This window comes from Blautia sp. AM23-13AC (genome assembly GCF_003435675.1).
Classification (GTDB): Bacteria; Bacillota; Clostridia; order Lachnospirales; family Lachnospiraceae; genus Fusicatenibacter; species Fusicatenibacter saccharivorans.
The window spans coordinates 157918-166020 of record NZ_QTUL01000007.1 but is presented as its reverse complement, the minus strand read 5'-3'; the positions used below and the strand labels follow the sequence as shown (position 1 = coordinate 166020).

Genomic DNA, 8103 nt, shown 5'->3' with positions numbered 1-8103 from the left:
CAATTTTAGTATTGACTTTTTATTTGCAGGCTAAAGTAACGAGAATGCGACGCACAGTTTTCAAATTCATAGCGACAGATTAAAACTCGTACGGTGGGTTTCCGGAAAAGTCTGCGATTACACCGTGTGCATTGTCCAGATAGAATACCTCGAAAATCGGGTTGTCAGCGGTCTGGTACTGGCCTTTTACGATCGGGTTCTGCATGCACACTTCTTTTACAGCCATGTTATTTTCAAACACTGCGGTTCCGTGCAGACGGATCCATGCGTAGGACGGGCTGGAAACAGAGATTTCGATTTCCGGATTCTCCTGCATATCTTTGTAAACATCTTTTGTGTTGTTGGTGCAGAACCACAGTTTTCCGTCAACCTCTCCTGCAAACATGAACGGGCGGCATTTTGCCTTTCCGTCACGACCTACCGTTGCCAGATACTGTATCGGATTCTCATTTAAAAATTCTACTGCTTTGCTCATTTTACTTTCCTCCATTTTGTTTTTTTGAATTGTTTTTTTCTTTCGATGGCTTTATAATAAATCCATAGAGTTCTTTCGTAAAGTAAGCACAATATTGTGGTGTAGTTACCCAAAAGATACTATTGTGTAAAATCAGACGTTTCCGCCATCTTTCAAATCATTATTTTCTTCAAAAAGGAGGTTTTCTCTTATGTCATCCGCAGAAAAAACACCCGTTTCTCTTGCTGATCTTGCGCGATCTGCTGCTCCACGGCACCATGCGGTTCGGCGAGCTGAAAAAGTCCATCGGTCACGTCTCTCAAAAAGTTTTAACTTCCCAGCTCCGCCAGATGGAACAGAGCGGTCTGGTCAACCGTAAAGTTTACGCCGAGGTACCGCCGCGTGTCGAATATTCCCTGACGGAACTCGGCTTCAGCCTCCACCCGATCATGGATGCGATGTGGGACTGGGGCGAGGCGTATAAGAAAAAGCTGGCGCAGGAAGAAGACGCTGCCGCAAATGTATGAACGAAAAAAGTCTGTTGAGAAACAGCCCATTCCGATTTTTCTCAACAGACTTTTCTTCTCTTCTATCTTCCTTTCAGCACAATCGTCTTCCAGCTTCCGATCGTTCCGTCATACGTTCCCTGCCATACCGGATAGCGCTCGATCGGCAGTTTGACCGCAACGGCCTCCCGGTTAAAGTTCTGGACAAACACGTACCTGGTTCCGTCCTTCTGCTTACGCATCGTGACTTCCACACCTTCCGGAACTTCTTCCACGATCCGCTCCACACCGGCCTCTTCTGCCAGTTTCCGGCAGACTTCATCGTACAGTCCCTGTTCAAAGTCCGCACAAACGGCATACGCTTTTCCCTTTCCGTACACATTCCGGGTCATCGCAGGCATGCCGTCATAGAAATCCTTTCCGTATGTCATCACTACTTCCGCCGTCGATGGCTGTACCAGCTCGCAGAGATGACTGCAGCGGTATGCCAGTTCCAGATGCAGCGGATTTTCCGGTTCCGGAATGCCCTCGTTCCATTCGCCATCGTACAGTCCGTCAATCTCCATACTCCGGAATCCCATCACATCCATCAGGTCATGCGGTGTTCCGCCTAAGTAACAGAGATCCGTCTCATCCACAATGCCGGACCAGTAAGTCAGCAGAAAAATTCCGCCGTTTTTCACAAAGTTCCGAACCTTCTCTGTCCATCCTTCCCGCAGCAGATAAACCATCGGCGCTGCCACAACACGGTATCCGTCGAGGCTGCACGTCTCATCAATCACATCCACATTGATGCCCAGTTTCCGGAATGCCTGATATGGCTTTTCCACGGTTTCTTTATAAAAAACACCTGCATTCCGCGGACCCGCCGCATCTTCCACCGCCCAGCGGTTTTCGACATCATAAATCACGGCTGCTTCCGCCGGGTTCTGCGAACCGTTCACTTCCTGCAGTTTCTCCAAAGCTGCGCCGACTTTCGTCACTTCACGGAATACCCTAGTATCCGATCCGCCATAATGGTCGATCACGGCCCCATGGAATTTTTCGGATGCACCGCGGCTCTGCCTCATCTGGAAATACAGCACACTATCCGACCCATGCGCAACTGCCTGCAGTGACGCGGCCTGCAGCATGCCCGGTTTTTTCAGCTTGCTGACGGACTGCCAGTTCGTTGCGGAAGGACAGCTCTCCATCAGATAAAACGGCTTTTTCTGAATGCTCCGCATAATGTCATGCTGCATACCTGTATCCATCGCTGTTACCGTCTCCGCCTCTTTATGCCAGGTCGGATAATTGTCCCAGGATACAAAGTCAATCACATCGGCAAACTTGTAGTAGTTCAGTCCGGTAAAGTTATACATCATATTGATGGTAGACGGCTGTTCTGCCCCAGCGTCCCGCAGCGCTTTGATTTCCCATTTTACAAAATCCGCGGTCTGATCCGTCACAAACCGTTTCCAGTCCAGATTCAGTCCATGCAGCGAAAAATCTCCTTTCGGAGACGGGCTCTCCACCTGGTCAAAACTCTGGTAAGTATGACTCCAGAACCCGGTATTCCAGACACGGTTCAGCCGTTCCAGTGTGCCGTATTTTTTCTTCACCCAGCCGCGGAATGCCTCCTGGCACAGCGGGCAGTGGCACTCTCCGCCGTATTCATTCGAAATATGCCATGCAATCACGCCAGGGTGATCTTTGAACATTTCCGCCAGCTTCGTATTGATGATTCTCGTTTTTTCCCGGTAAACCGGTGAGGTATAGCAGTGATTATGGCGCTCCCCGTACAGATTCCGTTCTCTCGCTGCATTGACACGGAGCACCTCCGGGTATTTTTCCGCCATCCAGCGCGGTCTTGCCGCCGTCGGCGTGGAAAGCATAACCACAATTTCGTTTTCGTACAGGCGGTCAATCACCTCTTTTAACCATTCCAGACGGAAAACTCCTTCCTCCGGCTCTAAAAATGCCCAGGAAAACATGCCAAGCGAAACCTCGTTGATTCTGGCTTTCTTGAAATACGCCAGATCCTGTTCCAGAATCTCCGGGTAATCCAGCCACTGTTCCGGGTTATAATCGCCCCCGTGCAGGAGCTTTCCAAAATTTACTTCTTTCCCCATCTGCTTTTGTCTCCTTTTCTTTCGCAGACAGCCCATCCTGTCCACGGACAGAATGGGCTGAACGCATCAGATTCCCTTAAACGTAAAGGTAAACTCCAGTTTTTTATCAATCGGAATCAGGTACTCCGGATGGGTCTGTGCACCCCAGCTGTCGTCTCCGCCAACACCCATCTGCTGTTTTGCCACGCGCACAACGGTGTAATGTACCTGCGGCAGTTCATACGGATGCATCGCATTTTCCAGCTCGTGCGGTGTGTACGGCAGTGCGGAAAATTCCATCTTGTCGCCGCTGAACATCATACCGCGGCCCTTGCGGTTCGTCACGGTTGCCCAGCGTACACCAACCTTGTTGCCGCACTCCTGCGGAACGAGATATTTCGCCATATTATCTTCGACTTTATTCTTATAAACACCGAGCTTTGCTCCGGCACAGCGGTCCACATACGTCTCCTCCGGTCCCATGCCGTACCAGGTAACGTTGTCATAATCGGCATCCAGTTTGAACATCACGCCGAATTCCGGCATATCGCCGAGCTCTTTCACCGGATCATACGTCAGCGTCGTCTGAATGCTTCCATCGCCGAAGACACGGTAGGTCAGACGGCACTCGCTCGCCGGTGTGGTCGGCATTACATAGCGGTAGCTGACTTCTGCGCAGTCCTCGTGTACTTCGATTTCCGGCGCATACAGTCCCGGATAATGGCTGCCGTTCGGATATTTGTGGGACAGATACATTGAAGCAATCTTCCACTGGCTGTAACGCATCGGCATCAGGCTTCCGCAGTCATTGTCGATCGGCGCACGCCAGAAGTTCGGTTTCGGAATCATTTTGATCATCTCAACGCCGCCGTAACGGTACGATACGAGTCCGCCGTTCAGATCGGAGAACATCACATCAAAATTTTCGCCGCGCACACCAAAATCATGGTTGGAACGGATCACTTCAAATTTCGCCGGTTTTTCTGCTTTCGCCGGTGCTTCCACTTCATAAACACCCTGTCCGAATGCAACTTCATGGCCGCGCTTGCCCCATATGGTATCTTCTTTCAGGCGGAAGGAAACGGTCACCGCATACTCGCCCGGAAGGGTCTGTACGGCAATCGGAAGCTCCACTGTTTTTTCGGAAAGCGGCTCCACGGAAATTTCCATCGGCACTTCTTTCAGTTTCTTTCCTTCTTTTTCGAGAATTACCACGCAGTCAAACGCATCGGTATTCACAAACAGGTTCTTATTTTTTACAACTGCTTTGTCTTTCTGTACATCCACAGCAATGTTCTGATAGCAGAATTTTACTTCCTGCATCTTCGGGGAAGCATCGCGCTCGCCGCCGTATACAATACCATTTCCGCTGAAATTGTAATCGCATGGATGATCATCAAAGTCTCCGCCGTACGCCTGGAACTCTTTTCCGTAGCGGTCTTTTTTGTAGATTGACTGGTCGATATAATCCCAGATAAAGCCGCCCTGGAACAGCGGTTCTTCCTCGGCAAGATCCATATATTTCTTCATGGCGCCGCAGGAATTTCCCATCGCATGTGCATACTCACAGCAGACATACGGTTTTCTTCTGTCTTTCGACAAGAATTCACGGATTTCATTGACGGTGGTGTACATCCGGCTTTCCATATCGCTGGTGTCGTTGTATCTGCGGTCGTCATTAACTCCTTCATAATGAACGAGACGGGTCGGGTCCATTTTCCGGTATAACTGGGACATTTCAAAAATAACTTTTCCGCCAAACGATTCATTTCCGCAGGACCAGATCAGAATCGCCGGATGGTTTTTGTCTCTCTGATACATCGAATTGACACGGTCGAGCATACAGTCCATCCACTCCGGGCGGTCGCATGGTACAACACCGGAGAAATCTCCGCTTCGTACCGCATCCGTATCTCTCGTTCCATGGGACTCCATGTTGCACTCCGCGATCATGTAAAGACCGTATTCATCGCACAGATCATAAATGCCGACCGCATCCGGGTAATGGCAGGTACGGATTGCATTGATGTTGTTCTGTTTCATCGTCGTCAGGTCTTTGATCAGCTCTTCTCTCGAAACGACACGGCCGGATACGGAGCTGAACTCGTGGCGGTTGACGCCTTTAAAGACAACCCGCTTTCCATTCAGCATCATGATGTGGTCTTTCATCTCAAAGCGGCGGAATCCGACTCTCTGCGGAATCAGTTCCTGCACCGTTCCATCCTCTGCGGTGACTTCCAGCAGAAGATCATACAGCACCGGTGTCTCTGCGGACCACAGTTCCGGGTGATCGACTTTCAGAACAAACTGTGTTTCCCCATCCAGCACACCTTCGGTGCTCTGCAGTGCCGTTCCGTCTTTTAACAGGGTAATTTTTACCTTTCCTGTTCCGATCATTTTCGTATCAATGACCAGATCTGCCTTCGTAAACGTATCATCCAGCAGCGTCTGTACTTTCAGATCCGAAACGTGAACCTCCGGAATCGTGTACAGATACACATCACGGTAAATACCGGAGAAACGGAAGAAATCCTGATCCTCGCACCAGCTTCCGCTCGTCCATTTGAAAACCTGCGCAGCCAGTTTATTTTCGCCCTCTTTCAGATACGGGGTCAGTTCAAACTCGGACGGAGTAAACGTATCCTCGCTGTAGCCAAGGAACGTTCCGTTCAGCCATACGGCAATACCGCTCTCTGCTCCCTGGAAGGAAACAAAAAGCCGTTTTCCTTTCATCTGCTCCGGCACTTCAAAATATTTCACATAGGAAGCCGTCGGATTGAACCGCTCCGGAATCTCGCCCGGCTGGATCTCTTCTCTTCCTTCCCATGGGTACTGCACATTGGCATACTGCGGTGCGTCATATCCCTCCATCTGGATATGTGCCGGCACGCGGATATCGTCCCATTTTGTGCAGTCATACTCCGGTGTCTCGAATCCCGGAATCGTGCTCTCGTAGTTCTTTGCGTAATGGAATTTCCACAGTCCGTTCAGACTGTGACGGAAGTTTTCCACATGCTGCTCCATTTCTTCCACCGATCCATAATATCTGTGATCGGAATGCGCCGCCACCCGGTTTTCTCCATAGTACGTCGGGTCCTTCACTTTTTCATACTGAAATACACCCATTTTTATTTTCCTCCTTCTGGAATTTTGTTCTTTTTGATCTTTTGAAAAAAAGGTGGATATTCATCCAAATATCCACCTTTTCTGTTCGATTCTTTTTCTTATTTTACGGCACCTGTGATACCTTCTGTGAAGCTCTTCTGGAAGCAGAAGAAAATAATTGCTGTCGGGATCGTACAGATAAATACGCCGAGCATCAGCACACCATAATCTACAGTGTAGCCGCCGAGCAGGTTCGCTACCAGCATCGGCATGGTGATGGATTCATTGTTCTGTAAGATAACCTTCGGCCACAGGTAGTTGTTCCATGCGTTCATAAAGGTGATGATTGTTGCTGCCGCATACGTCGATTTCATGGTCGGCATATACATACGAAAGAAAATTCCTGTCTCGCTTAAGCCATCGAGTCTTGCCGCTTCGATGATATCGTGCGGGAAGGAACGGGAAGCCTGGCGGAACATCATGATCATGAACGGTGTTGAAATCGAAGGAAGCATGAAAGCTGCCATCGTGTTGACCATCTTTAGCTGGGAAAACATACGGAACATTGGGATCATGATGGCTGCGAACGGAATCATCATCGCAGTCAGAAGTACGGTAAATACCGCATCTTTTGCTTTATCATGATAGATCTCAAATCCATAACCGGCGATCGAGCAGACCAGAAGACAGAGAATGGTCAGCACCGTCGCATTCCGGAAGGAGTTGCACAGTGCAAGGCGCAGGTTCTGCTGCGCAATCAGCGCTTTAAAGTTGTCAATCAGATACGTACCCGGAATCAGTTTTCCGGCAATGACATCAATACTTCTGTTTGTAGACGCGCAGAACATATAGTACAGCGGAAAAACAGAAAGGATCGACGCTACCGTTAAAATCAGATACATGAAAAATTTCTTTGCTTTTCCCATTATCGCTCGTCACCTACTTTCATCTGAAGCAGTGCCAGAATGGCTACCATGATCAGGATCAGGATGGACATTGCTGCCGCATAGCCAAAGTTCGGGCTCTGTACAAAGGACATATTGTAAATATAATGAGACATGGTCATGGTTGATTTTCCAGGACCTCCGTTTGTCAGGTTCAGGGACTCATCGAACAGCTGCAGAGTACCGTTGGTAGAAGTAATTGTGGTCAGCAGAATCATCGGTTTTAACAGTGGAACGGTGATCTTGAAGAAAGTCTGCAGCGGGCTTGCGCCGTCGATTTTGGCTGCTTCGTAGATCGAATATTCAATGTTCTGCATACCGGAGAGATAGAAGACCATGTTGTATCCGGTCCATCTCCAGATCAGGGCGATGATGATAACCGCACGGGCTGTCCACGCATTGGAGAACCACATGATCGGGTTCATGCCGAGGCCGCGGAGAACGGTGTTGATAAAACCGTCATTTGCAAACAGGGAACGGAAGATCATCGCGTAAGATACGAGAGATGTTGCGCACGGCAGGAAAATGCAGGTACGGAACAGTCCCTTAAAACGCAGATCTTTGTTGTTCAGCATGGAAGCAAACATCAGGCCGAGGATCAGCATGATCGGCACCTGAATAATCAGATAAAAGAAGGTGTTGCTTAAGGTCTGTTTAAAGGTCGGGTCTTTTAAAATACGGGCATAGTTTGCAAATCCGTTGAATTTTAGGTTGATGCCCATACCTGTCTGTAAAGACAGGATGAATGCCTGAATCATCGGATAAAAGCTCATCCATGCGATCAGGATCGTTGCCGGCATCAGGAAAGCCCAGCCGGTAAGATTCTGTTTTCTTTCCAAGTTCATTCCTTTTTTCTTCTGACTGCTCATGGAATCTTCCTTTCTTTTTTTACCTGGCGTGTGTTTGAAAAAATCTTTTTGCAGACAACATTTCATGTTCTCCTGCAGAAATCATTTTTCAAACACACACCGCATAGATACAGAACGGGCCTGCTTCTGTCTGTC

The 8103-nt window shown here is 48.9% G+C and carries 6 protein-coding genes; 1 reads left to right on the top strand and 5 read right to left on the bottom strand.

Annotated features, from left to right (window positions below):
- Positions 1 to 79: 79 nt before the first annotated feature.
- Positions 80 to 475, bottom strand: coding sequence for a pyridoxamine 5'-phosphate oxidase family protein (locus tag DW642_RS09980; RefSeq protein ID WP_055226302.1), 396 nt, complete (start codon positions 473 to 475; stop codon positions 80 to 82).
- A gap of 221 nt (positions 476 to 696) precedes the next feature.
- Between DW642_RS09980 and DW642_RS09975 the strand changes: the two genes are divergently transcribed.
- Positions 697 to 981 carry a winged helix-turn-helix transcriptional regulator gene (locus DW642_RS09975; RefSeq protein WP_256359695.1) on the top strand — a complete coding sequence of 95 codons (285 nt, stop codon included), beginning with the start codon at positions 697 to 699 and terminating at the stop codon, positions 979 to 981.
- A 62-nt stretch (positions 982 to 1043) separates the two neighbouring features.
- Here DW642_RS09975 and DW642_RS09970 read toward each other — a convergent pair whose 3' ends face one another.
- The 4 genes from DW642_RS09970 to DW642_RS09955 all read right to left on the bottom strand — a co-directional run bounded on the left by DW642_RS09970 (position 1044) and on the right by DW642_RS09955 (position 7968).
- A complete protein-coding gene (locus DW642_RS09970; protein ID WP_117510080.1) occupies positions 1044 to 3071 on the bottom strand; it encodes a beta-galactosidase in 2028 nt (675 codons plus the stop codon).
- Positions 3072 to 3137: 66 nt separating this feature from the next.
- Positions 3138 to 6176: a glycoside hydrolase family 2 TIM barrel-domain containing protein gene (locus tag DW642_RS09965; protein ID WP_055226297.1), complete on the bottom strand. Its 3039-nt coding sequence runs from the start codon at positions 6174 to 6176 to the stop codon at positions 3138 to 3140.
- Positions 6177 to 6274: 98 nt separating this feature from the next.
- Positions 6275 to 7081: a carbohydrate ABC transporter permease gene (locus DW642_RS09960; RefSeq protein ID WP_022461292.1), complete on the bottom strand. Its 807-nt coding sequence runs from the start codon at positions 7079 to 7081 to the stop codon at positions 6275 to 6277.
- Entirely contained in the window at positions 7081 to 7968 is an 888-nt protein-coding gene (locus tag DW642_RS09955; RefSeq protein ID WP_022461293.1) for a carbohydrate ABC transporter permease, read from the bottom strand. Before DW642_RS09955 ends, DW642_RS09960 begins: the two co-directional genes overlap by 1 nt.
- Positions 7969 to 8103: the final 135 nt, after the last annotated feature.